The 23,977-nt window shown below is 66.7% G+C and carries 18 protein-coding genes; 14 read left to right on the top strand and 4 right to left on the bottom strand.

Annotated features, from left to right (window positions below; genetic code table 11):
• Positions 1-53: 53 nt before the first annotated feature.
• The 7 genes from rsfS (at position 54) to QF819_01150 (ending at position 7,995) form a co-directional block, all read left to right on the top strand.
• Complete coding sequence (rsfS, locus tag QF819_01180) at positions 54-422, top strand: ribosome silencing factor (protein ID MDP6801780.1); 369 nt, start codon at positions 54-56, stop codon at positions 420-422.
• A gap of 49 nt (positions 423-471) precedes the next feature.
• Positions 472-2,292 (top strand): arginine--tRNA ligase, encoded by a 1,821-nt coding sequence (gene argS, locus QF819_01175; GenBank protein ID MDP6801779.1) that lies wholly within the window; start codon positions 472-474, stop codon positions 2,290-2,292.
• A 56-nt stretch (positions 2,293-2,348) separates the two neighbouring features.
• Entirely contained in the window at positions 2,349-3,254 is a 906-nt protein-coding gene (locus QF819_01170; protein MDP6801778.1) for a PfkB family carbohydrate kinase, read from the top strand.
• Positions 3,255-3,375: 121 nt separating this feature from the next.
• On the top strand, positions 3,376-4,062 hold the full coding sequence (locus QF819_01165) for a hypothetical protein (GenBank protein ID MDP6801777.1): 687 nt from the start codon (positions 3,376-3,378) through the stop codon (positions 4,060-4,062).
• Positions 4,063-4,309: 247 nt separating this feature from the next.
• The gene (locus tag QF819_01160; protein ID MDP6801776.1) at positions 4,310-5,713 is read left to right on the top strand and encodes an HD-GYP domain-containing protein; all 1,404 of its coding nucleotides are present in this window, start codon (positions 4,310-4,312) and stop codon (positions 5,711-5,713) included.
• Between the two features lie 26 nt (positions 5,714-5,739).
• The gene (purM, locus tag QF819_01155) at positions 5,740-6,789 is read left to right on the top strand and encodes a phosphoribosylformylglycinamidine cyclo-ligase (GenBank protein ID MDP6801775.1); all 1,050 of its coding nucleotides are present in this window, start codon (positions 5,740-5,742) and stop codon (positions 6,787-6,789) included.
• Positions 6,790-6,942: 153 nt separating this feature from the next.
• Positions 6,943-7,995 carry a sigma 54-interacting transcriptional regulator gene (locus QF819_01150; protein MDP6801774.1) on the top strand — a complete coding sequence of 351 codons (1,053 nt, stop codon included), beginning with the start codon at positions 6,943-6,945 and terminating at the stop codon, positions 7,993-7,995.
• 18 nt (positions 7,996-8,013) lie between these two features.
• Here the strand turns inward: QF819_01150 and QF819_01145 are convergent, their stop codons facing one another.
• Genes QF819_01145 through QF819_01135 form a run of 3 tightly spaced genes read right to left on the bottom strand, consistent with a single transcriptional unit; the run spans position 8,014 to position 12,372 of the window.
• A complete protein-coding gene (locus tag QF819_01145) occupies positions 8,014-9,243 on the bottom strand; it encodes a hypothetical protein (protein MDP6801773.1) in 1,230 nt (409 codons plus the stop codon).
• Positions 9,244-9,262: 19 nt separating this feature from the next.
• Positions 9,263-10,066: an outer membrane lipoprotein-sorting protein gene (locus tag QF819_01140; protein ID MDP6801772.1), complete on the bottom strand. Its 804-nt coding sequence runs from the start codon at positions 10,064-10,066 to the stop codon at positions 9,263-9,265.
• Positions 10,063-12,372 carry an MMPL family transporter gene (locus QF819_01135; GenBank protein MDP6801771.1) on the bottom strand — a complete coding sequence of 770 codons (2,310 nt, stop codon included), beginning with the start codon at positions 12,370-12,372 and terminating at the stop codon, positions 10,063-10,065. Before QF819_01135 ends, QF819_01140 begins: the two co-directional genes overlap by 4 nt.
• Positions 12,373-12,519: 147 nt before the next feature.
• On the opposite strand from QF819_01135, the gene QF819_01130 reads away from it, so the two are divergent.
• The 6 genes from QF819_01130 to lnt all read left to right on the top strand — a co-directional run bounded on the left by QF819_01130 (position 12,520) and on the right by lnt (position 21,254).
• Positions 12,520-12,681 (top strand): helix-turn-helix domain-containing protein, encoded by a 162-nt coding sequence (locus QF819_01130; GenBank protein MDP6801770.1) that lies wholly within the window; start codon positions 12,520-12,522, stop codon positions 12,679-12,681.
• A 102-nt stretch (positions 12,682-12,783) separates the two neighbouring features.
• On the top strand, positions 12,784-13,941 hold the full coding sequence (locus QF819_01125) for an exonuclease SbcCD subunit D (GenBank protein MDP6801769.1): 1,158 nt from the start codon (positions 12,784-12,786) through the stop codon (positions 13,939-13,941).
• Positions 13,938-17,012: an SMC family ATPase gene (locus QF819_01120; protein ID MDP6801768.1), complete on the top strand. Its 3,075-nt coding sequence runs from the start codon at positions 13,938-13,940 to the stop codon at positions 17,010-17,012. The genes QF819_01125 and QF819_01120 overlap by 4 nt, the downstream gene beginning before the upstream one ends.
• 51 nt (positions 17,013-17,063) lie before the next feature.
• The gene (locus QF819_01115) at positions 17,064-18,086 is read left to right on the top strand and encodes an asparaginase (protein MDP6801767.1); all 1,023 of its coding nucleotides are present in this window, start codon (positions 17,064-17,066) and stop codon (positions 18,084-18,086) included.
• A gap of 400 nt (positions 18,087-18,486) precedes the next feature.
• Positions 18,487-19,698, top strand: coding sequence for a 2,3-bisphosphoglycerate-independent phosphoglycerate mutase (locus QF819_01110; protein MDP6801766.1), 1,212 nt, complete (start codon positions 18,487-18,489; stop codon positions 19,696-19,698).
• Complete coding sequence (lnt, locus tag QF819_01105; protein ID MDP6801765.1) at positions 19,695-21,254, top strand: apolipoprotein N-acyltransferase; 1,560 nt, start codon at positions 19,695-19,697, stop codon at positions 21,252-21,254. Before QF819_01110 ends, lnt begins: the two co-directional genes overlap by 4 nt.
• 9 nt (positions 21,255-21,263) lie before the next feature.
• Here lnt and QF819_01100 read toward each other — a convergent pair whose 3' ends face one another.
• The gene (locus QF819_01100; protein ID MDP6801764.1) at positions 21,264-23,033 is read right to left on the bottom strand and encodes an agmatine deiminase family protein; all 1,770 of its coding nucleotides are present in this window, start codon (positions 23,031-23,033) and stop codon (positions 21,264-21,266) included.
• Positions 23,034-23,206: 173 nt separating this feature from the next.
• Here QF819_01100 and QF819_01095 point away from each other — a divergent pair, with 173 nt between their 5' ends.
• Positions 23,207-23,977 (top strand): energy-coupling factor transporter transmembrane component T, encoded by a 771-nt coding sequence (locus QF819_01095; protein MDP6801763.1) that lies wholly within the window; start codon positions 23,207-23,209, stop codon positions 23,975-23,977.

Raw genomic sequence — 23,977 nt, 5'->3', positions numbered from 1 at the left:
AGAGCGACTCCGCCCGAGACCTCAGTCCACTTTCCCAGGAGATCGGCTTCCCGTTGGACCCCACCCGGCTTGCGAGAAGGGCCGCGCGGCTTGCTCTGGAGAAGAAAGCCCGCGATGTCCGCGTTCTCGACCTTCAGGAACTCACTTCCGTCGTCGACCACTTCGTGATCTGCAGCGCGGATTCCGATGTTCAGGTCAAGGCGATCGCCACCCACATCCAGGAGACAATGAAGCAGGAGGGCAGCCGCGTCTGGCAGATCGAAGGCTACGACGCGGGCCGCTGGGTTCTTCTGGACTATGTGGATGTCGTCGTCCATGTGTTCTATACGGACACGCGAGATTTCTACTCCCTGGAAACGCTCTGGGGAGATGCGAAGACCATCGAGGTGGAGGAGGAGGGCGAAACGCGCGAGTCCGCCTGACGGCACCCCGCCATTGCGGGACTGGACTCCGGGTCGCGCCCGATGACCCATGCGACATCTCCTGATCGAGGAAGTGCGCCGCTCCATCCGAACGGCCTACCCGGCCGTGGACGAAGCCCTGCTGGAGGGGCTTTCGCTGGAGAATCCGCGCGACGCATCGCACGGGGACTTTTCATCGAACGCCGCGTTCCTCCTGAAGGGCGCTCTCGGCGACCATCCCCGCGCGATCGCGCAGCGCATTGTGGAGTGCTTCGAAGGCCCGCTCGGAGAGGCCGAAGTCGCGGGGCCGGGGTTCATCAACCTCCGGGTGGCTCCGGGCGGCATCCGTGCGTTCCTTGCCGAACTGGCGGATCCGGCCAAGCGCGCAAAGATGCTGCGGGACGAGGATCTTGCGCACGAGACGGGGCGCATTCAGCTGGAGTTCGTCAGCGCAAACCCCACCGGCCCCATGAATGTCGTTTCGGCGCGGGCCGCCGCGTACGGAGATGCGTGCGTCCGGCTGTATCGGGCCGCCGGGGTGGAGGCCGCCTCCGAGTACTATGTGAACGACGAAGGGAATCAGGCGCGGCTCTTCGGTGAGTCGCTCCGGGCGCGGTTTCTGGCCGCAGGCGGGCGCGACGACGCGCCCTTCCCGGAAGACGGCTACCGGGGAGCGTATGTGGCCGCGCTCGGCGAGTCGCTGGCCAGCGCGCTGGCCGCGCGGGAAGCGGCGGGCGACACCCCGGACGCGGCCGCGGAGTTCGTGCGGCGTGCGGCTTCCGGCGGGGCGACCATCGAGAAGGTGGCGCACCTGGCGGGAGAAGCGCCGGAGGGAGCGTCGCCATCCCGGGAGGCGGTGGATGCGCTCGCGGACGGATTCGACTTCGCGGCGCTCGGGCTGCGTTCGATGGTCGCGGCGGCCGGGGAGTCGCTGGGTCGCTTCGGCGTGGACTTCGACCGGTGGTTCCCGGAGAGCAGTCTCCATGCGCCGGGCGAGGGCGGGGAGAGCCGCGTGTGTGAGGCGGAGCGCGTTCTTCGCGAACGGGAGCACCTTGCGGAGCGGGACGGGGCCAGCTGGTTCCTCTCCACCGCGTTCGGCGACGACAAGGACCGCGTCGTGCGCCGCTCCGACGGAACGCCCACCTATCTTCTCGCGGACATCGCCTACCATCTCGACAAGGCACGCCGGGGGTTCGACCGGGTCGTGGACATTCTCGGTCCGGATCACCACGGCTACATACGGCGGATGGAAGCGGCGGCGGAGGCGCTCGGGCTGGGCAAGGAGTGGCTGCGCATTCACATCGTGCAGCAGGTGAACCTCCTTCGCGACGGGGAGCCCGTGCGGATGTCGAAGCGCGAGGGAGAGTTCGTCACGCTGGATGAACTGGTGGAGGAAGTGGGGACGGATGTCTCGCGGTTCTTCTTCCTGATGCGAAAGGCGTCGTCGCATCTGGATTTCGATCTGGAACTGGCGAAGCGGGAGTCCATGGACAATCCCGTGTTCTATGTGCAGTACGCGCACGCGCGCTCGCGCAGTATCTTCCGCCAGCCGATGGCGCAGGATCTTCTTCCGGAGCCCGGGAAGACGCCGGATCTCTCGGTGTTGCGAGCCGAGGAGGAGGTCGCCATCATGCGGTCGCTTCTGCGCTATCCGGAGATCGTCCGGGAGGCGGCGCGGAGCATGGAGCCGCACCGGCTGGTGACCTACATTCGCGAACTGGCGGGGACCTACCACCGGTTCTACACGCGCGGGAAGCAGGAGCCGAAGTTCCGTGTACTGACGGAAGATGAGCCCTGTTCGCGCGCTCGACTCTTCCTGGTGGGCGTGCTGGCGGATGTGCTCCGCGACGCGCTGGGGCTGTTGGGGATTCACGCCATGGATGAAATGTGATGCGCTCGACGCGGACTCAGGCCGATCACGCGGCGCCTTTGGAGAAAGAGGGGACGATGAGCATTCTGGTGGTGGGGTCGATCGCGTACGACACCGTGGCCACGCCTTCCGGACAGGTGGAGGACGCACTGGGTGGCTCGGCGACATTCTTCGCGTCGGCGGCGCGGTTTTTTTCGCCGGTGAAGATGGTCGCGGTCGTCGGCGAGGATTTTGACGCGGCGGAGCTGGAGTTCCTGCGCACGCAGGGAGTCGATACTTCCGGGATCTCCGTCGAGTCGGGAAAGACCTTCCGATGGTCGGGTTCCTACGGACAGGAACTGGGCGATGCCGAGACGCTGGCGACCCACTTGAATGTCTTCGAGAACTTCCGTCCGGCCGTTCCCGAGGCGAGCCGCGGGGAGGACTTCGTCTTCCTGGCGAACATCGACCCCGAGCTTCAGCTGTCGGTGCTGGAGCAGATGTCCCGGCCGAAGATGGTCGTGTGCGACACGATGAACTTCTGGATCGACGGAAAGCGGGACGCACTGCTGCGCCTTCTCCAGCGCGTGGATGTGTTGCTCCTGAACGAGACGGAGGCGAAGAGCCTCGCCGGAGAGCGGAATGTGGTGCGCGCCGCGCGGGCGATCGGCGGCATGGGGCCGTCCCGAGTGGTGGTGAAGATGGGCGAACACGGGGTTCTCTTTGCGGAAGGGGATCGCCTCCTCCGGCTCCCGGCCTATCCGCTGGAAGAGGTCCGGGATCCGACCGGCGCGGGAGACACTTTCGCGGGCGGGTTTGTGGGGAGTCTGGCCGAGAGCGGAGATTTTTCGCCGGGCGGCGTGAAGCGCGCGCTTCTGTACGGGGCGGTGACGGCGTCGTTTGCGGTGGAGGCCTTCTCGATGGAGCGGCTCGTGGGGCTGAACCGCGCGGAGATCGACGCCCGGTACGCGACGCTTCGGAGAATCGGCGGCTGGGACGGCTGATCGGGGGGCGCGGAAGGAGGAAATCTCCCGGAAGGGAGAACTTCCCATGCTGCCTGCGGTTGTGCTATGTAGTTCAGGTGGTGGGCGACAGGCCCCGGTGGGGGTGGGGGGGGACATTGGGATGGAGAGACCGGCCGAGAGCTTTGCGACCGCGGAACGCCTGATCTGCATGCTCCGCGATGTATCCTCTTGTGAGATCCAGCTGGGCACGGACGGCGCCATCTCCGCCGTCCATGTGACCGCTCTGCCCGGGCGGTCCCCGAAACAGATTGCGCGCGATGTCGAGGCCATCCTGGCCGCCGAGGAAGGCGTTCATCTCGATCACCGGAAGATCTCCATCGCTCAGTACGGCGAAGAGGATTCCGCATCGGTGGAGGCACTGGGCCGCGTTGCGGTGGGCGGATTGAGCCTGCATCAGGTCAATGGCGGCTACGAGGCGGAGGTCCTGCTCCACGCGGATCCCATTCAGGCCACGGGCCGTGCGTCCGGGCCGAATACCCGCTACCAGACCCGGAGAATCGTGGCGCTGGCGACGCTGGACGCCATTTCCCGGCTGGTGGAGGGTGCGCCTCCATTCTCCCTGGGCGAAATGGAGGAGAAGGAACTGGGGGGGCGCAAGCTCCTGGTTGTATGTGTGAACCATGCGGAGGGGCGATCGGAAAACAGTCTCTTCGGATGCAGTGAGATCGGCTATGATCCCACCCGGGCCGTGATTTTCGCGGTCCTTGACGCGGTGAACCGGCTTCTGGAGAGGCTTCCTCCCCGGGAAGCCGTGGAATACGAAATCGGTCCGGCACCTCTCGCCTGAGTATTGAAGGAGAAGAGCGGCTCCCGAGCGTAGCGAATGCCACCCGTCCGAGCGGATTCGGGTGAGACTTTCGTGGAAGGGAGACTATCTCCATGATGGCCCTCTTGCCTGCGCTGATTCTCAGCGTACTGATGGCGTCCGGCGGTCGAAACGACTGGTAGATTGAAGAGGACTGGAGAGGTGTCGGCCGGTTCGATGAGGTGATCCGGAGCGGGTTCGCGTGAAGGAACTGAAACCAGCGCTAAGATTGTACATCCTGGTGGTGATCGGGCTGGGGCTCACGCTTCTGTCACGAACCAGTATTCAGCTGATGGAGCTGGACTGGGGGCCGGGCACCGTCACCAGCCTTCTCCTGTGGACCGCCATGGTCTCCGTGGCGGCCATGTCGCCCATTCCGCTTCCGCGCGGCGGCGCCACCGTCACCGTCACCTCCGCGCTGGACTTCGCGGCCATCCTCATCTTCGGGCCGGCTCTCGCGTGCTGGTTCGGGATCGTCTCCGATCTGATGACGAATGTTCTCGTGAAGCGGAATCCGCTCTACAAGGTCGTCTTCAATCTGGGGCAGATCATTCTGTCCATCGGGCTGGCGGGGTGGGTGTACCAGCAGTCCGGAGGAGAGGTCGGGCAGGCGTTCGTCCTCGATGCCCATCATGCGCTCCCGCTGGTCCTGGCACCCCTGACCTACTTCCTGGTGAACACCGGACTCATCGCCATCGCCATCGGCATGAAGGACCAGATCTCCGCCTTCCGGGTCTGGCAGATGAACTTCCAGTGGGAAATCCTCCATGTGTTCTTCTTCCTGCCGTTCGGGATTCTCCTGGCACTGGTTCATCTGCGCATCGGGCCGGTCGGCGTGGCGCTCTTCCTGATCCCGCTGTTTCTGGCAAGGTACTCGTTCAAGCTGTGGATCGACACGAAGGAAGCGCACATCGCGACCGTGCAGGCGCTGGCTTCGGCGATCGACGCGAGCGACCCTTTCACTCGCGGGCACTCCTACCGGATCTCGAAGTATGCCGTGCGGATTGCGCGCTCTCTCGGGGTGGGAGAGCGGGAAGTTGAGGAGATCGAATACGGCGCGCTCCTGCACGACATCGGGAAGATCGCCATCCAGCACGACATTCTGCTGAAGCCCGGCCGCCTGGACGAAAAGGAAACCCGCCTCATGCGAACCCATCCGAAGGTGGGGTACGATATTCTGAAGGGACTCAAGTTCCTGGAGAACGCGGCGGAGATCGTGTACTGCCACCATGAGCAACCCGACGGCGGCGGCTACCCGCGCGGGCTCACCGGAGACGATATCCCGATGGGAAGTCGGATCATCATGGTGGTGGACGCATTTGACGCGATGACCTCCGACCGCCCCTACCGCGCGGGCCTCCCGCATGAGAAGGCTTACGAGGAACTTCGTCGATGCAGCGGGACGCAGTTCTTCTCCGACGCCACGGACGCCCTCGTCGAGTTGCACAAGAGCGGCGGTCTCTTCGACGAGATCGATGTGGACGAACTGGAGATGTACACTTCGGATCGCTACAATTCGCGCGTTCTGAAGGAGTTCGTGGAGATGCGCCTCGAGACGGCCAGCGGTCCGGAGCGCGAAGTCTACCTTGCGAAACTCAGCGCACTCACCGAAGAGGTCCCGGCCGAGGACTGACGCGCAGCGCGAGTACGGAGAGGCGGGTGCTTGTGGAGGAATCTCCCCGGTCCATCCAGTACAAGGACGCCGGTGTGGATGTCGAGGCCGGGGAACGGTTCGTCGATCGGATCCGATCGGCCGTGCAGTCCACAAAGACACCCGGAGTACTGGGGGAGATCGGCGGCTTCGGCGGGCTCTTCGCGCCGGATCTTTCCGGCATGGCGGAACCGGTTCTGGTGTCGTCCGCCGACGGCGTCGGGACGAAGCTCAAGCTGGCGTTCGCGACCGGAGAGCACGCGCGGGTCGGGGGAGATCTTGTTCGGCACTGCGCGAATGACATCGCGGTGCTTGGTGCGCGCCCGCTCTTCTTCCTGGACTACCTGGCGACCGGAAGACTCTCGGACGATGTGATGGCCGCGCTGGTCGAAGGCATGGCGGGTGCCTGCCGCGAGGAGGGGATTGCGCTCCTCGGCGGAGAGACGGCGGAGATGCCTGGGTTCTACGCGGATGGCGAATACGATGCGGCGGCGTTCATCGTGGGGATCGCGGATCGTGCGCGGCTTCTGGACGGCTCCGGGATCCTGCCGGGAGACCGGCTGGTCGGCTTCCCGTCGTCCGGGCTGCATACCAACGGCTACAGCCTGGCCCGGAAGATCGTGGAGGACACGGCGTCGCTGTCGCTGGAGGCCACGCCCGCGTGTCTCGGCGGGGAGACCGTTGCCGATGCGCTTCTCGCCCCCCACCTCTCCTACACGAAGGAGATGCGGGCGCTGATGGCGGATGATTCGGCGCGCGTGAAAGGCTTCGCGCACATTACCGGTGGCGGGATCCCCGGCAACCTCCGGCGCATTCTCCCGGCGGGCGTGGATGCCGTGCTGAATCCGGGTTCCTGGGAGGAACCGGCCATCTTCGATCTGCTGCGTGAGGCGGGCGGCGTGCCGGAAGACGACATGCGCCGCGCCTTCAACCTGGGACTCGGTCTCGTGGCCGTGGCGGGCGGAGAGACCGGCGCGGGGCTTCCCGTGGGGAGCATCGTCGCCGGGGGTGGAGAAGTGCGCTTCGGGCCTTCCCGGCCTGCCCCCGAGAGCCGCTGATCCGGTTCCGCCTGGAACAGGGAGGCCGGTAGCGAGGTCCCCGGAAGCCTGTTCGCCCTGCGAAGCGCGGCTGAATCGCCTCCAGCCCCGTGCGCGAACCGGCACGCCTCCTGCAAGGAAGGGCGGCTCCACCCCCCCTCCCGGAGGCTTGTCATGTCCCTCGCTCGTGCCGCCATGCCGTTGTCCATCCCCGCCGCCCGCCCCGCCCCCTTCTCCGAGGCCGCGCGGCGAGTCCTGCCCGTTGTCGGCCGCAGTCGCGCATCCCTGGAACTGCTGGGTCTTGTGGAATCGCTCGCGGGGACGAGCGCCAATGTTCTGGTGACGGGCGAGAGCGGCTCCGGGAAGGAACTGGTGGCGCGGCTTCTTCATGAGACGGGGGAACGCCCCGGTCGCTATCTGGCTCACAACTGTGCCGCGCTCGCGGAGGGGACGCTGGAGAGCGACCTCTTCGGGCATGTCGCCGGAGCGTTCACGGGGGCTGCCGGGAATCGGCGCGGCCTCTTCGAAGAGGCGGATGGCGGCACCCTCTTCCTGGACGAGATCGGGGAGATCGCGCCGGGCGTGCAGGTTCGTCTTCTGCGTGCGCTTCAGGAAGGGGAGATCAAGCGCGTGGGGGAATCCACGCCGCGCCGGGTGAGCGTGCGGGTGATCGCCGCGACCAACCGGAATCTGGCGGCCGAGGTGCGCGCGGGGAAGTTCCGCGAGGATCTGTTTTACCGGCTGAACGGGATCACCGTGCGTGTCCCCGCGCTTCGCGAAAGGCGGGGGGACATTCCGCTGTTCGTCCGGCACTTTGTGGAGTGCTCCGTCCGTGGGGGGGAGCCGCTGGAGGATGTCCTGGGGCCGGAAGTCCTGGAGGCGCTGGTCGCGTGTGACTGGCCGGGGAATCTGCGGCAGCTCGCGAACGAAGTCCAGCGCGTGGCCATCGTGACGCGCGGACGGGGGCCGGCGACCCCGGCGTCGCTCTCGCCGGAGGTTCTGGCGGGCCGTGCCGGGCCTCCTCCCGTGCCGGCAGGCGGGTCCTTCCGCGAAAGGGTGAACGGCGCGCAGCGGGAGATCCTCCTGGGCAGCCTTCGGCGGAACCGTTGGAACAAGGCGCAGACCGCGCGGAGTCTCGGGATTTCGCGGCAGGGGCTGATCAAGATGATCCGCAGGCTGGGGTTGCCTTCGGACCCGGCAGGAGAAGGGGGAAGCGGGGCTGCATAACACCCCGCCGCGCAGTGCCTAGAACCCGTACCGGAATCTCAGGAACACATGGTCGTTGTCGTCGAACCGGCTGAACCGGCCCCTCGCGTAGTCCCCGGCGAAGAGGCCCGCGCCGAGCGCGGCTTCGATCTCGTCGCTCAGTTTGACGCTGGCAAGCGCGCGAATGTGCGTCTCCTCCACCGTCGGCGAATGGAACGCGAAGAGCGACAGCCGCACCGTCTGATACCGCAGCCACTTCTCCGCGCGTGCCGTGAGAAGCGTGTAGTCCTCGTCGTCGGGGACCGCTCCGTCCAGGTGGGCGAGATACGCGTCGTAGTCGAGCTGCCGCTCCCCGTAGTACTGCAGCGTCAGGTTGAAGTCGGTGGAAAGCGGCACCTCGTACCCGGCCAGCCACCGCGCGGAAGAGTTCGGCACGAAGGGATCTGTCCCGTCGCGGTCGTCCCGCGAATCGTACAGCCCCGTCTCCGCCCAGGCGATCCCCGGCCCGAGCGGACCGCGCAGGCTGGCGCCGTGGGCCGAGAGCGCCGGGTAGGTCAGCGTGGGGACGCTGCCCCCCGGAGACACACACGCGGGCGTCGGGAAGAAGCCGTGGTAGGTGTAGAGCGCGGCCGTGAAGTCGCCCACATACCGCGATGCCCGCGCCGCGATCTCCGCATTCCCGAGCGCGGCGTTGGGCAGGGTCGGCACGCCGCCCGCTACCGGTGAGGCAAAGACGAGCCTCGTTCCGTCCGGCATCCGGTCGGGCGTGAACCCCGACGCGACCACCACATCCAGATCGACCGGAAGCCCGAAGATCCCCAGCCGCACGGCGTCCGACGGAGCCTTGAGGTACTGGTCCTCGCGACCCGCGAAGAACGACACCCAGTCCTTCGGGAAGAGATCGTTGATGAAGATCAGGTCTCCCGTGCCCCATGTCAGCGCCTGGCGGCCCGCCTTCACATCCAGATGGTCGCCGAGCGTCGTGAAGCGCAGGAAGCCTTCGCGCATCTCCAGTTCCGCCGCGCCCCCTTGGACCCGGTCATGCAGAAAGTCGAGCCGCAGGAACGCTTCGCCCTGCTCCCCGAATGCGTTCAGGCGAAGCTGTCCCCGCGTCTCGTCCAGGACATAGTCCGAAGGGGCGGCGGGGACTTCGGTCGTCCGGATGCCCCACGCGGTCTCCACAAACCCGTGGAACTCCTCCAGAGCGACAGCCACTCCCGGACTCAGGAGAAGCGCCGCGCCCAGGGCGGCCAGGATTGAGCGATTCATCCAAAGGCTCCTTTCCACGCTACCGGGAGACAAGATCTCCGGGTGGGTTCTTGAGGTATCGTTCCGTAAAGACCTTCTCGTCGACCCCGAGGTCGTACGCGATATCGAAGAACTCCACCGTGGTCGTATGGTTCTTCTTCTCGTTCCGGGCCGTCCGCTTTGTGACGGTTCGGTGCCCGTCCACGACGCGGATCTCTCCGGCGGTCAGCACGCGCACCCGTCGGTCCTTGCGATCGTAGTACTCTTCCCGCACCGCGATCGCGTCCTCCTTCGACACCCAGCTCACCTTTCTCGAAAAGGAGTCCTTCCCCCGCGGCGTGCTCTCGACGATCCAGCACGCGGTCCCGTCGATTTCCTCCTCACCGGTAATGGCGTGGTCGTCATCAGTCCAGTGTCGTCCGGAGACATCCTCGTAGGAGAAGTCGCTGCCGACAAACGACGAACCCTTGTCCTTCGCCGAGATTCTCTTCACAAGGTCGATGGCCGGGACATAGATCCACCGTGAGTCGTCCTTCTGCGGATCCTTCCAGACCATGAACGCGGTCCGCCGCACATCGGCCGGTTTGAGGAAGTACACGAAGTACTTCTGCGCTCCGCCGTCCTCCAGATCGCGGCGTACCATGACGAACTCGCGCTCGCGTGTCTTTCCGCGCTTGTCCGTCATGGTCATGCGCACGAACGCCCGCCCGTCGTCTCCCGGATAGTAGAGGTTCATGTGCGCGCTCTTCATGATGTCCTCGGCTTGCGGCGTGTCCGCCGCCCCGGTGCCCCCGGGGAAGGCGGTCGCCGCCAGGACGGCCCCCGCCAGAGCGATGCCCTTCATACGGATCTCCCTTTGCGTTGTCCCACACCCAGCACGCGTCCGCCGGTCAGCGAGATGATGGCCGGGAGTGAGAACATGGTCGTGGCGCCGCTCACCACCATGATCGCGAAGAAGAACGCGCTCACGGTGATGTAGGGCACGAGGTTCGAAAAGAACATCGGGACGAACCCCAGCGCGATCACCAGGATGTTCCGGGCAATCGCGTGGGACGGGGCTTCGAAGAGTTGCCGCATGGTCTCGGCAAGGTCGCCGGTCTCACGCAGGATCTCCCGTGCCCGCTGCAGGAAGTGGATGGCGAAGTCGATCGACAGGCCCAGCGTCAGCGAAGACAGGACCGCGATCGGCATGTCGTACGGCTTGCCCGCGAATCCGATGAAGCCATATACGGCGGCGATCGTGGCAGTCAGCGGGATCATCGACAGGATGCCGATCCGGATCGACCGGAAGAGCAGTGACATCATGACCAGGACGATCGCGAAGCTCCCCGCGAGCGCCTTTCCCATGCCCGCCACCATCTTCTGTTGCCAGATGACATTGATGTAGGGAAGTCCGGCCCAGTGCGTCGTGAGCCCCGGGTGAGGGTTCGCCGACAGGAACTCGTCTGCCGCGGCGAGCACGCTGGCGACCTCGCGGTTCTCACCCCGGCGCATCTGTACCCACACTACGGTGCGGTCGCTTTCAGGCGTGATGAACTTGAAGAGATCGTCCGGGTCGCCGCCGGAGATCTCGTAGAGGAAGAGGTACTGCGCGATCTCCTCCCGGGTGTCCGGAATGCCCGCGGCACGCTCGCCCGTCATCTCCAGCCGGACCTTTTCCACGATGTCCGCAATGGAAGTGGTGCCCCCGACATTCGGGTGCTCCCCGAGGTGCGCCTGCAGATTCTGGACGAAGCGCAGGGCGTCGGGGTTGGTGAACCCGCCGTCTTCCTCCGACTCCACCGACAGGTACGCCATGTAGGTCCCCGCAAGGTGTTCGTTCAGTACCGCGTCCGCCACGCGCAGCGAGTGTCCCGGCTTGAACCACTTCACCGGGTTGTCGTTGACCTCGATCCGCGTCAACCCGACAAGCGCCACCACGAAGAGAAGCGCCCCGACGGCCACGATCGGCTTTGCGCGTGAAGTGGAGACCCGCCGCACGGCGTGCATGGCATGGCGCATCCAGTCGCGGCTCTCCGGCAGCTCGCCGAAGTTCTTCAGCCTCTTCTCCGGGATGAGCGCGGCGAAGGACACGGCGAAGGTCATCGACAGGAACCACGCGACCGCAATCCCGAATGCGACGAACGCGCCGAACACCTGAACGGGCGGGATCGGCGTCAGGATCAGCGAGACGAAGCCCACCACGGTCGTCAGCGAGGTGAAGATCATCGGGACGAAGAGTTCGTCCATGGTGTCCGAGATGGTCTGGCGCATGCTCCGCGAAGACGGATAGCGTTCGTGGAACTCGGTGATCATGTGAATGGAGTCCAGGACCGCGATCGGCATCAGGAAGATCGGGATCATCGAACTCATGATGTGGACCGTGAAGCCCAGCCCGATGAGCAGTCCCATCGTCCAGATGACGCTCATCATCGCGACGATCATGGGCGCCGCGATGATCATGGGCTTGCGGAAGAAGTAGAGCATGAGCAGGAAGATCAGGAGCATCGCCGCAGGGGCGGAGACAGCCATCTGAATGAACATCTCCGCTCCGAAGGTGTCCTCGGCCAGCGGGATTCCGGCGAGGTGGTATTCCTCGTCGCCGCCCTCCGCCGCGATCAGTTCCCGGATTCCCGCCGCCACTTCCCGCGCACGGTCCTTCGACTCCAGCGGAATGAAGACGGCCATCGTCTTCCCGTCGTCCGAGGCCAGCTTGCCGCGAAGCACGGGGTTCTTCCCGATCTGCGCGAGGATTCGCCGCGCTTCCTCCGGGGACTCCGGGACTTCGTCCATCAGCGTGTCCACGCGGAGAATCCCGTCGGCGGTCGTGAAGATGTCGTCCACTTCCGTGGGCGCGAGAAGGTCGTCCTCGATCACTCCTTCAAGATCCAGAATCCCTTCCGTAATCCGCGCCACCCTCTCCAGCGTTTCCGGCCGGAAGACGCCTTCCTCGCGGACGATCCCCAGAACGATCAGGTCGTGCAGCCCGAAGACCTCTTTCACTTCGTCGTGGAACAGGCGCACGGACTCGTCCGCCGGGAGCATGTTCTCCGGGTCGGTGTCGATGTGGATGCGCGGAATCTGAAGGCCCAGCGCCAGGGTGAACGCGAGCGTGATCCCGATCACCCACTTCGGGTGGTCCAGCGAGAATCCGACCAGCAGCTTTTTCATCCGGTGTCTCCCGGGTGGCGAGGTTCTTGTCCATCCGTCTGCGGGGCTGTCACGCAACGATCGGGCCGAGAGGGCAGGGGCGCAGAGAGGCGGCCGGAAGTCGCGCATTTGAGAGAAGATAGGGCACACCCCCGTTTTCGACCACCCGTGCGTGGGCGGGAAACGACAGTGGTCCGCAATGATGGCGGCGAGCTCCTCGTGCTGGTGACGGCGAGTCGCCTGCTGGATCAGCGCGAGGAAGCCGCGCGGATTCTCGGGGTCCACCGGACCACTCTCTGGCGACGCATGCGGAACCTCGGCGTGGAGTGAATCACGCGATCCACGGAACGCACTTGCCACGCCACTCCCGGCCCGGTATACAGAGAGAGGGAGTGACCACCTGACTACAATGCAATGTAAACGGAATGCCTCATGCGTATCCTGCACACAGCCGACTGGCACATTGGACGCCTCTTCCACGGCATCCACCTGACGGAAGACCAGGCGCACATTCTGGACGGTTTCGTGGAGATCGTTCGAGATACCCGCCCGGATGTCGTCGTGATCGCGGGGGACATCTACGATCGCGCCGTCCCTCCTCCGTCCGCGGTTGAGCTTCTGGGCGATGTGCTGGACCGCCTCGTGCGCGAAGAGAAGGTTCCCGTGCTGGCCATCGCCGGAAACCACGACGGAGGAACGCGCCTCCGCTTTCTCTCGGGGATGCTGCGGGAGCAGGGGCTGCATCTCGCCGGGGATGTGCGCCATCCCGTGCCGTCGCCCGTCTTCGCCGACGCTGACGGCCCGGTGCGCTTCCACCTGATTCCGTACGCGGACCCGCCTCTCGCTCGCGAAGCGCTGGCCGACGACTCCCTCATGGACCACGACGCCGCGCTCGGTGCGCTTCTCGATCGGGCACGGGCGGGAGCATCTGCCGGAGAGCGGCAGGTGGCCGTCGCCCACGCGTTTGTGGCGGGCGGAGAGGAGACCGAGTCCGAGCGGAAGCTCGTGGTCGGCGGGAGTGCGCTGGTGGAGGCGTCTCGCTTTGACGGATTCGACTATGTCGCCCTCGGGCACCTCCACCGTCCGCAGACGGCAGGCCGGGACTCGGCTCGCTACTCGGGGTCCCTCTATCCCTACTCGTTTGATGAAGCGGCGCACGGGAAGTCGGTCGCGCTGGTGGAGATGGACGCCACCGGCGCCTGCCGCGTGGAGTGCCTTCCGTTGCCCGCGCGGCGGGCGGTTCGTCGCGTGGAAGGTTCGCTGAAGGACATCCTGCGCGATGCCCGTGCCGACCCCGCCCGGGACGACTACCTCTGCGTGCGACTGGCCGACCGCGGCGCGATCCTGGATCCCATGGGTCAGCTTCGCGAGGTCTATCCGAACATCCTTCATGTGGAGCGGCCTCTGGAAGAAGTGCCGGGCGGCAGCGGGCTGGTCATCGGTCCCGGTGCGCGGAAGATGAGTCCGGAGGAACTCTTCACCGCCTTCCACGCGGAAGTGACCGGTCAGGACCTCACCGAAGCGGAACGCGCCGCCCTCGTCGAAGTCGTGGAGGAGATGGACCGCCGGGATCGCGAGGTGGACGCATGAAGCCGCTTCGCCTCCGCATGCAGGCCTTCGGCCCGTACCCGGGCACAGAGACGCTGGACTTCGCGGATCTGTTGGGGCAGTCGCTCTTCCTGATTCACGGACCGACGGGTTCGGGGAAGACCACGCTGCTCGACGCCATCTGCTTCGCGCTTTACGGAGTGGCGTCCGGCGGGCGGGACGAGCGAAAAGGCGCGGACATGCGAAGCGACTGGGCGGACCCGGAGACCGCGACGGAGGTGGAGTTCGAGTTTTCGCTGGGTGCAAGAAGCTATCGCGTGATGCGGGCACCCCGGCAGGAGCGTCCCAGAAAGCGCGGCGCCGGAACGACCACCGCTCCCGATTCCGCGACACTCTGGGAGATCACCGACGCAGGGCCGGAGAATCCGGAAGGTCGCGTGCTTGCGGACGGGGCGCGGAAGGTCACCACGCATGCGGAGGAGTTGCTCGGGCTCGAGGAGCGGCAGTTCCGGCAGGTCATCCTCCTGCCGCAGGGTCAGTTCCGGAGGCTCCTCCTTGCGGACTCGAAGGGTCGCGAGGAGATCCTCCAGCGGCTCTTCCACACGGGGCTCTACCGTCGGATCGAAGTGGCGCTGAAGGAGAAGGCGGCCGTGCTCAAGAAGGAAGTGGGCAGCCTGAGAGACCGGCGGAGCACCGTGCTGGAGCAGGCGGGGGCGGATTCCGGGGACGCGCTTCGCACGCAGGAAGAGGCGCTTCTCGCGGAGATGAACAGGCACGCCCTCCAGGTTGAGAAACTGGGGAAACTGGCGGCCGAAGCGGAGAAGCGGCTGTCCGCGGGGCATGAGGACGCGAAGAAACTGGAGGAAGTGGTGGCGGCCGGGACGGCGCGGAAGGCCGTGGCGGACCGCGGGGAGAAGATCGATGCGGACCGACGGGATCTGGCCCGGGCACGGAAGGCGGAGCCGCTGGTTCCGGTGCTGGCGAGTCTCGCGAAGCGTGCGGAAGAAGCCGGGGACGCGGCCCGGAGATTCGCCGACGCGGAATCAGCCCTGACGAAGGCCGAGGGCGAGAAGAAGGAGACTGAGGACCGCCTTGCGCGGGAGCGGAAGCGGGATCCCGACCGCAGGAAGGCGGCCGCGCGTGTGACGGAACTCGACGCGCTCACCGGGAAGGTCGCCGGGATCGAGGCCGCGCGGGAAGCATCGCGGAAGGCGAGGGGCAAGGCCACCGAGGCGGCGGAGAAGAAAGAGACACTGGCGGCTCGGATCACCAGGGCGGACACCCGGCTGAAAGAACTGCGCGAGGAACTGGACCGTGTGCGGAAGACGGCCTCCGGAGCCGAGGGCCTGTCCGTGCGTGTCGTGGCGGCGCGTCGTGCGCACGAGGATCGCGTGAGGCTTGAGAAACTGGATAAGGCACTCACGACCGCGCGGAAAGAGCAGGAGGGGTTCGCCACAAGTCTGGAGTGCGCGGAGAAGGAACTCACCTCGGCGAAGGCTCTTCGGGAGAAGCGGGAGGCCGCGTGGCAGAAGGGGCAGGCGGCGCACCTCGCGAGGGGGCTGGCGGACGGGGAAGCGTGTCCCGTGTGCGGATCACAGGAGCACCCGGACCCCGCGCGTGCGGCGAAGGATCTCCCGACAGAGGCGGGCGTGACCGACGCCCGTGACGCGGAAGCGGCGGCTTCCGACGCGCTGGCCGACCTTCGCGACGAGGCAGCGGAGGCGGGTCTGGCCGTGGCCTCGCTGGATTCCACGCGAAGCACGCTTGCCGGGGGATTGGGTGACGCCGCATCGCGGGAACCGGGTGCGCTGGCGGAGGAACGGAAAGTGCTGGAGGATTCCGCGGAAGAGGCGGACCTTGCCCGGACGCGGGTGGAGTCTCTTCTGGAGGATGTGAAGACGGCGGAGAAAGCGCGGGAGGGTCTCGGCTCGGATCATGCCGAGCTGGAGAAGGAGGGCCGAAGCCTCGCGGAAGCGGCCGCCGCGGCCGACGCGGTGTCCGCGGAGAAGCAGGAGGCCATCCCGGAGGAGCTTCGCCCCGAAGGCGCGCTGGAGGCCGGGCTCGCTGCCGCGCGCGAGGAAGCGGACGCGCTGGAGTGCGCGCTGACCGATGCGCGGAAAGAGGCCGAGGACGCGAAGGAAGCCACCGCGGGAGCGAAGGCGGAGCGCGCGTCCGCGCTTGGGGCGGACAAGGCGGCCCGGAAGCAGCACGAGAAGCAGGCGAGCGCGGCCGGAGAGAAGCTCGCCGAAGCGGGGTTTGCGAGCGAAAGCGAACAGGGCGCGGCGGTCCGCTCGGAAGCGGTGGTCGATGCGCTCGACGGACGGATTCGCGAACACGACCGGGCGCTCACGGCGGCCCGGGAGCGTGTCCGGCTTGCGAAAGAGGCAGCCGACGGGATCGCCGCGCCGGACATCCCCGCGCTGCGGGAGGTCGCCGATCGCGCGGGGGCCGCCCACGACGACGCGAACGAAGCGGCGGGCGGGATGCGGGCGAATCGGGAGCAGATGGGTGCATGGCTCGCCGACCTCGCGAAGACCGCGGAGAAGCTCACCGACCGCGAGGAACGCCACGGCGTCGTCGGGCGTGTCGCAGAGATCGCCAACGGAAAAGGCGCGAACGCGCCGGGCATTGCCTTCCAGCGGTTTGTTCTCGGAGCCTTTCTTGACCACGCGCTTCGGGTTGCCACGGATCGTCTCCGCGTGATGAGTTCCGGCCGGTTCGAGCTGCGCCGCGCTTCAGAGCGCGTTGACGGCCGCCGCGCGGGGGGGCTGGATCTTGCGGTCAACGACACCTACACGGGCGTCGAGCGTCCGGTCGCCACGCTTTCCGGCGGCGAGAGCTTCCTCGCGGCGCTGTCGCTGGCACTGGGCCTGGCGGAGGTCGTGCAGTCGTACTCGGGCGGCGTGCGCCTGGAGACCCTCTTTGTCGACGAAGGATTCGGCACGCTGGACACGGAGTCGCTGGAACTCGCAATGAAGGCGCTTTCAGAGATTCAGGCCACGGGACGGCTGGTCGGAATCATCTCCCATGTCTCCGAACTGAGGACGCAGGTTCCGGCCCGGCTGGAGATCACTCGCGGACGGCGCGGCAGTTCGGCCCGCTTCGTCGTCTGACGCCTTTTTCCCGCTGGCGATTGCGCTTCGAATGAGCCACGATCCCGCCCTATGAAACGGATCTTTGAACCCTGGATGATTGTCGAGCGAGGCGGATTCCCGGAGTCTCGTCATCGGGGCATTCTGGCCGTCATCGACGATTCGGGGCGGGTGCTTGCGAGTCTCGGAGATCCATCGTGGGTCTCCTTCCTTCGCAGCAGCGCGAAGATGTTTCAGGCGCTTCCGCTGGTCGAATCCGGGACGGCGGACGCTCTCGGGCTGGACGACCGCCAGCTGGCCGTCTGCTGTGCGTCGCACAGTTCCGAGCCTTTCCACCTGCGCGCCGTGGAGGAGATTCTCTCGCGGGCGGGGCTTCTTGAAGCGGACCTGCAGTGCGGCCCCCACGAGCCGGTTCACGAACCCACCTGGTACCGCATGATCCGCGCGGGGGAGACTCCGGGCGCCCTCCACAACAACTGCTCCGGAAAGCACGCGGGGATGCTGGCAGTCTGTCGGCATCGCGGCTGGGAGACGGAGGGGTACCTCTCGCCGGATCATCCGCTCCAGAGGGAGATTCGCACGCTTCTCGCGGAGTATGCGGGAGTCGATCCGGACTCGGTGACCCACGCCACAGACGGATGTGGCCTGCCCACCTTCCGCCTGCCGGTGGAGTCCTTTGCCCGGGCGCTGGCGAAGTTCGCGGCCGGGAAAGGGCCGGACCGCTGGCGGGGCGCTTCCGCCAGGATCTTCCGCGCGATGACCAGCCACCCGGAGATGGTGGGGGGGACCGGCCGCTTCTGCACGGAAGTGGTGCGTGTCGCAAACCGGCCCCTTCTGGCCAAGACCGGGGCCGAGGGGTTCTACGCAGCCGCCTGGACCGATGACGACGGCCGCGGGAGGGGGCTGGTCGCGAAGGCGGAGGCGGGGGACGACCGAAGCCGGTACTTCGCCGTGGCGGGAGCATTGCGGAGCCTGGGAGTTCTGGACGACGCGGGACTGGCCGCGCTCGCGCCGTTTCACTCGGCGCCGCTTGTCAACCGGGCCGGGACGGAGGTGGGGCGGTTCATCCGCGCCGAGGGTGGGGAGGCGCCTTGATGAGCCGAGGAGTCGGCGGCCGACGGCGACCTGCGGAAAGCGGCTCCCCCCTGCACGCATTTCCCGATCGCCGTCTGGTCCGTCCGAATGCAGCCATTCGAAACGCTGATTCCCGGAAGGGGGTCCTTCCGCGCTGCGTCCGGGAATACTGCAAGTTGCGGGCCAATACTCCGCGATCTGGGCAGATTTTCCGAACTAAGTTGCAACTCCTGTTCGCACCGCAACTTAGCGTCCCTGCTGGCCCCGGGCTTTTCCGAAATCTCGTGCGTGGCCTGGCCCACGAAGGCCGGAAGCGACCCAAATGGTTCCGGTCAGGCGGTACCGGAGGTTCCGGTGGGACCGGGCATGGTCGCTTCCATCGCCGCATGATACTCTCCCCGATCGACTCTGGAGGTGAAGGATGAACCGGGGGATTCTCTCCTCATTGGCACAGCCGTCAGACTCGAAGATCCTGTTGCTCGTCCTCGACGGGCTGGGCGGGCTTCCCCATCCGAAGACCGGGCGCACGGAGCTGGAGTCGGCGGAGTCGCCGAATCTGGACCGCTGGGCGGCCGAGGGCGCCACCGGTCTCCATGATCCCATCGCGCGGGGAATCACGCCGGGGAGCGGCCCGGCGCATCTGGGGCTCTTTGGATACGACCCGGTGGCGGACAATGTCGGCCGGGGCGTCCTGTCGGCGCTGGGTGCGGAGCTGTCGCTGACTGCCCGGGATGTGGCGGCACGCATCAACTTCGCGACACGCGGCCCGGACGGGAACATTGCGGATCGGCGCGCGGGGAGGATCTCGTCGGAAGACGGAGAGCGTGTCGCCGCGCTCCTTGCCGGGGGGATTCGGATTCCCGGCGTGGAAGTGACGGTCTGTGCGGAGAAGGAGCACCGCGCCGTCGTCGTCTTCCGCGGGGAGGGGCTCTCCGGGGATGTGGCGGATACCGATCCGCAGTGTACCGGAGTTCCCGCGAGAGATCCCGCGCCCACCGCCGACGATCCGTGCGCGGCGCGGACCGCTGCCGTGGCGGGCGAGTTCGTCACCCGGGCGCGTGAGATTCTGGCGGGCGAACCCGCAGCGAACGATGTCCTCCTCCGCGGATTCGCGGGGTGGGATCCGCCCCGGTCCTTCCACGAACGGTACGGACTGCGCGGCATTGCCATCGCCCAGTACCCCATGTACCGCGGTCTGGCGCGGCTGGTCGGCATGGGCGTGGCCCCGACCCCCGCGTCGATCGAAGAGGGGTTTGACCTGCTCCCCGATGCGCTCGGCAACTCGGACTTTGTCTACCTGCACATCAAGCAGACCGACTCCGCCGGAGAGGACGCCGACTTCGACCGCAAGGTGAGCGTCATCGAGGAGGTGGACGCACTCCTGCCGAAGGTGGAGGCGGCCGCACCGGATATCATGATCGTGACGGGAGATCACTCCACACCCGCACTCATGGGGTCGCACTCTTCGCATCCGGTGCCGATTCTCCTGCGCGGCGGGCACGCATTCGTGGACGAGACGCGCGCCTTCGGCGAGACCGTCTGCCGCACCGGTTCGCTGGGGAGGTTCCCCGCGCGTGAGATCATGGCCGAAGCGCTTGCCGCCGCCGGCCGCCTCCAGAAGTTCGGCGCGTGACCCGTCCTACCGTGCGGGGGTCCTACGCGGCCCGGAGCCTTGTGTCGGGGCTTCTGCTCGCGTTCGCGTTTCCACCCTTCTCCGCGTTTCCCGTCGCGTGGGTCGCGCTGATTCCCTTCCTGCGCGCGCTCGAATCGCTGGCGGCCGAAGCTCGCACCGGCGCGCCGCGCACCGGCGTGTCCGCGGTTCGCGCGGGGTTCCTCTTCGGGTTCGCATTCTTCCTGCCGCTCCTTTGGTGGATTGCGCTTCTCGACGCGCCGACTCTCACGATCCCCTGGGTTCGATACCCGGCGACTCTCGCCGTCCCGCTCTACCTGGGGGTCTATCCGGCCCTCTTCTCGCTGGCCTATGTCCGCGTGAGAAGCCGGACGCGCATCCCGGCGTTTGTGGTGGCGCCCCTTCTGTGGACGGCGGCGGAGGTGCTGCGCGGCACCGGAGAGATGGGCTTTCCGTGGGGCGAAGCGGGGTATTCGCAGGTTCCCTTCCTGCCCGCGCTCCAGGCCGCGTCCGTCGTGGGTGTGGGTGGATTGACCGCGTGGATTGTGCTGGTGAACGGGATCCTTGCCGGGTTCCCCGGCCGCCGTCCGGTGTTTCGTCTGGCCACGACTCTTCTGGTCATCGCACTGCCACTTGCGGCGGGGCGTGAACGAATCGAGCACGGTGGCGACTGGAAAACCGTGCGGTGCGCGCTGGTGCAGCCCAATATCGCCAACGAGACGAAGTGGAACGCGGACCTTCGCCCGATCCATTTCGAAACGCTGGCGCAACTGACCCGAAAGGGGATCGAAGCGGGAGCGGAGTTTGTCGTGTGGCCGGAGACTGCCGCACCCTGTTACCTGCTCAAGGACGCAAGGTGGCGTCCGTTTGTGGAAGACCTCGCGCGGGAGACAGGCGTCCCGATCTTTCTGGGTACGCCGGACTATCAGGTACGCGACGGCGGCCGGGTGACCTACACGAACTCGGGGGCGTTCATGGACTCGCGCGGGTTCCTGGGCGGGCGTATGGACAAGATCCTGCTGGTTCCTTTCGGAGAGCGGCTGCCCTTCACCGCCGTGCTTCCGTTTCTGAATCGCCTGGACTTCGGCGAAGCGGACTTCCTTCCCGGAACTTTTCCCATCGTCTTCCATCCGGGCGACTGGGGCTTCGGCGCACTTGTCTGCTTCGAGGCCATCTTTCCCGGCCTTTCGGCAAAGTATGTCGAGGAGGGCGCGGAGATGCTGGTGGCCATCACGAACGACTCGTGGTTCGGCGCAGGCTCCGGTGCGGAGCAGCATGCCCGGATGGCGACCGTTCGATGTGTCGAGACCGGATGCGGGATGGCGCGCGCCGCGAACTCCGGGATTTCCATGGGGATCGACCCGTTCGGGCGCACCTTCGGAGAGACGGCGCTCTTTGAACGAACGGTGTCGGTCGTGGATGTGCCGCTTCGCGAGGGCCGCACGATCTACTCGCTGGCCCCCGGGCTCTGGTCGTGGGTGGGTATCGCGGGGTCCGTCATTCTCCTGGCGATGGCCCGCTTCCGGCGCCGGGGGTGGGCCGTGCCGGAAGCGAAGTAGGCCGCCGCGCTAACGCACCACCTGCACCGGCCGGGAGTACCGGATCCCCGCGGTGCGAAGCCGGAAGAAGTAGACGCCGGACGCCACACTCCGTCCCTGGTCATCCCTGGTGTCCCAGTGGATGCGGTTTTCCCCGGCGGGACGCACTCCTTCCACAAGCGTCGCCACGCGCCGTCCGGTGATGTCGTATACCGAGAGCTGCACTTCATCGGCGGTTCGGAGTTCGAACGAAAATGTTGTCGATCCGCGCACCGGGTTCGGCGCGACGCGCGGTGCCAGGGCCGATTCCGTCCCCATCGACTCCACGCCCACCGGAGATCCTCCGACCATCGGGAAGGTGTACCAGTGTGCCGGCTCCACTCTCGGCATGCCGGCGCTTCGCCCGGTGAGGTCCGTCGCGTGGATGTAGTACTCCACGAGCGTCGTGTCCGCAGCCAGGGGGAGACCGGTCCCGACGCCGAGAAACGCTTCGTAGGAGTCCCCGCCGACAGCGGTCATCGGGTCGGATCTCCAGATGTCTCCGGCGTACCGGTAGTGCAGTTCCACCGCCGCGATCCCCGCGCCGCTGCGATCGTCCACCACGGCCGAAATCAGCACGGGTGCGGCGGTCGTCTCACGGACGGGAATGTGCTCCACGCGAAGCATCCCCCGGTCCATGACGCCCTTGGCGCGGCAGTGAAGCGCGTCGTCGGTGATGAACCCGGAGTAGTAGTGGGCGCGGACATCGTAGCCCGGGGCCGCCGCGCGGTAGGCGTCCACGGCGGCACTGTCCCGGGACGCGTTCCCGAATGCGGGCACATAGATTTGATCGTTCAAGATGAGGCTGTTCGTGTAGGCGGCGGGGTCGTTCCAGCCGATGTTGTGGCAGTAGACGCGATGGACGGCATAGTTGCGCCCGGTGGAGGAAGCCAGAGACGCCAGGAGCGTTGCCCGCTGCTCAAGCGCCGCATAGGTGGAGTGGGAGCTCCACACCTCCTTCACCAGCACGGTCTCTTCATCCAGGAACTTCGCCCAGGTGTCGATGTGGTGGATTCCGCTGCCGGAAATGTCGGACACCACTTCGTAGTCCGTGATGCCGTAGTAGTCGAGCATCAGTTGATCCACCTGCGCGCTGGACATCCCGTTCTCGGACGCGGCCTCGTTGTAGACGAGATCCGTGGACATCCCGATGTGCGCGCCGTCGGTCATGTAGTTCCCGCCAGCGTGGAACATGTCGTGGCTGACAACCGGAATCCCCTGCTGCGTACCAAAGTGTCCGTTGACGGCGTTGTCGTTCGGGCGCCAGGGACGGTTGTAGGTGTGGTCCACGATCGCGATGTCTCCGTTCCCGTCAAAGACGAACCACGGTCCGTAGTCCCGGGTCCAGATGGAGTCGTTCGACTTGACGAGGAACTCCACCCGGCCCATGTCCACACCGTTTGCGGTCATGTTCGAAATGGCGGCCCCTTGCGACGAACTCCGGACGACGACATGCAGCGTGACATCGTCATCGAACTCGCGAAGCAGCTCGTACGGCAGTCCCAGCGGATAGCGGATCAGGACTCCGGTGCACGGTTCCCACTCGGCGCAGTTCCGAACCGGCGCGGCGGGAGGCGGGTCGGCGGCGCGGGCGGGCGGGAGCGCGTCCCTATTCCCTTCCCACAGGAGCCGTTCACGCAGCGTCTCCCGGTGCGGGAGGAGCTCTTCCAGGTCGTCCACGTCGCGTTCGGCCATGGCGGGAAAGGCGGACAGTGCCAGCACGGTGCTCAGAATCGTGACGACGCTTCCGGTGCGGTGCATGAAGTCTCCTCGGAGAAGGGCGATCGGAGTCTCCCGGGGGGAGGATCGGCCCAGTATATCAGGTTTGGCGGCCCGCTCGCAGCCCTCGCGTTGACCCTCCCGGGGCGGAGTGATATGTTCCGCCCTTCCTGATCGCCCAAAGCTCCCAGGCAGTCCGGTTCGAGGCAAAGTCCATGAGGTTCGCGTTCCGCCGGGATGTTGCTCTCGGCAGGTATCTGGCGCTGGATTCTCCAGTCCACCGACTGGACCCGAGGACCAGCCTTCTGGCATTCGTGGTTCTCACAGTGGTCCTCTGGCGGGCAGGGGCCGTGGGCTCGGCGCTGCTGGTCGCGGCGGTCGCGGGAGTGGCGGTCCTCGCCCGGATTCCCGCCCGGTGCATCGCGGGGGCGCTTCGAAGCCTGGCGTGGATTCTCCTGCTGACATTCTTCGTCCACCTGCTTCTGGTGGAGGGCGGGAGCGCGGAGTCCGGGGCACGCATGGTCTGCCGGATCGTCGGGATGGCGCTCGGCGCGCTCGTTCTGACCTCCACGACGGAGCCGGTTCGCCTGGCGGACGGGTTCTCTTCCGCGTTCGGGTTCCTGAGGCGCGTGGGTGTTCCCGTGCGGGATCTGGCCATGGTGTTGATGCTGGCGCTCCGCTTCCTCCCGACCATGATGGAGGAAGCGGAACGCATCGTGCAGGCGCAGCGCGCGCGCGGCGCGGTATTCGGCGGAGGGCCCGTGGCTCGTGCTCGCTCGCTGGTGCCGCTGGCGGTTCCGCTGCTTGCCGGGTGTCTCCTTCGGGCGGACACGCTGGCGCTGGCGATGGAGGCGCGGGGGTACTCGTCGGATGCGACGCAGACGAGGCTGCATCCGCTGGCGTTCCGGCGCGCGGATGCGCTGGTGCTTGCGGGTGCGGCGGTGACACTGGCGGCCAGCCTCGGCGGTTCGTCGGGGGGCTCTTGA

Source organism: Gemmatimonadota bacterium (assembly GCA_030747075.1).
In the GTDB taxonomy this organism is placed as follows: domain Bacteria; phylum ARS69; class ARS69; order ARS69; family ARS69; genus ARS69.
This window is presented reverse-complemented; position numbering and strand designations above follow the sequence as displayed.